This window comes from Calothrix rhizosoleniae SC01 (assembly GCF_900185595.1).
In the GTDB taxonomy this organism is placed as follows: Bacteria; Cyanobacteriota; Cyanobacteriia; order Cyanobacteriales; family Nostocaceae; genus Calothrix_A; species Calothrix_A rhizosoleniae.
In genome coordinates, this window is sequence record NZ_FYBH01000434.1 from 1 (window position 1) to 1,361 (window position 1,361).

A 1,361-nucleotide genomic window follows, 5' to 3' on the forward strand; every position below is an offset into this window, starting at 1 on the left:
AAACCACTCTCAACACTCATTGGAAATATCAAAACAGTGAGTAGTAGGCTAATCCGCAAAGAGTTTCCTTGGTTGGCTAAAAAATACTTCTACAACAAGCCTGTCTTTTGGACTGGTGCGTATTTTGTGGCTAGTTGTGGTGGTGTCACGGTTGAACAATTAAAAAATTACGTTGAGAACCAAGAACAACCAACATAATGATTCGCTTCCCTCAATTTTTTGTTGGTCGCAATTCATCTCCCGCTAAGCTTCGCTGTAACGGGAGATGAATTGCTCCATTTAGATAGAAGTTGGGGATTGTGTTAATTACGCAAGTCTGAGAGGAGAAATTGTTGTGAAAAATTTGCGTATTTGATGCGGTGGAAGGGTTAATATCTAAGTAGAAATACCATCAGTTAATTGCAACAGATGCTTAGGCGGCTTTGGCATTGGATTAAGGGCTTATTTCAGCGATTGTTGGGGAGAAATACCCAAGTTGATAGTTCTGTCACCACCACGGAAGAGCAATCTCCACAACTTACGGATGGGGAGTATGAGTCTTTGTTGATGGAGTTGTTGCAAGGGGTTAATGATGGTTGGAGTCGTGGATGGACGAGGGGATTTTTGACAGCAAAGAATATTTCTCACTCTGATTTTGTGGAGTGGTTACGGGGTTTTGGGGAAAGGTTGTTAGGTGGGGATGGTGTGCATGATGAGTTGGGAAGGCGGATGGTGCTGTTGGGGGATTTGGGTATTGGGGAGTTGAGTCGGGTTGCGGGTGATGTTGGGGTGCGGTTGTTGAGGAGAGGGGAGGAATTGAACCGCCGAGGCTCAGAGGACGCGGAGGAAGAAGAGGATGCTGAGAGGTGGTTTGAAGAAGGTAATCGGCTAGCTATGGCTGGGAATTTTGCAGGTGCGATCGCATCCTGGGATAAAGCCCTTGAAATTAAACCTGACGACCACCAAGCTTGGTACAACCGGGGTGTTGCTCTAGGTAATTTAGGACAATATGAAGAAGCGATCGCATCCTGGGATAAAGCTGTTGCAATTAAACCTGACAAACACGAAGCTTGGTACAACCGGGGTGTTGCTCTAGGTAATTTAGGACAATATGAAGAAGCGATCGCATCCTATGATAAAGCAGTGGCAATTAAACCTGACAATTATGTAGCTTGGTTTAGCAAGGGTGTGGTTTTAGGTCAATTGGGAAGACATGAAGAAGCCATCTCATCCTATGACAAAGCCCTTGCAATTAAACCTGACTTACACGAAGCTTGGAACAACCGGGGTCTTGCTCTAGGTAATTTAGGAAAATATGAACAAGCGATCGCATCCTATGATAAAGCCGTTGCAATTAAACCTGACTACCACGAAGCTTGGTT

At 44.7% G+C, this 1,361-nt stretch carries 2 protein-coding genes; both read left to right on the forward strand.

Annotated elements, in window-relative coordinates; all coding sequences use genetic code 11:
• A partial coding sequence (locus CALSC_RS25045) for a transposase (protein WP_143288386.1) occupies nt 1-198 on the forward strand: 198 nt, incomplete at its 5' end.
• Nucleotides 199-408: 210 nt separating this feature from the next.
• A partial coding sequence (locus tag CALSC_RS25050) for a tetratricopeptide repeat protein (protein WP_143288387.1) occupies nt 409-1,361 on the forward strand: 953 nt, incomplete at its 3' end.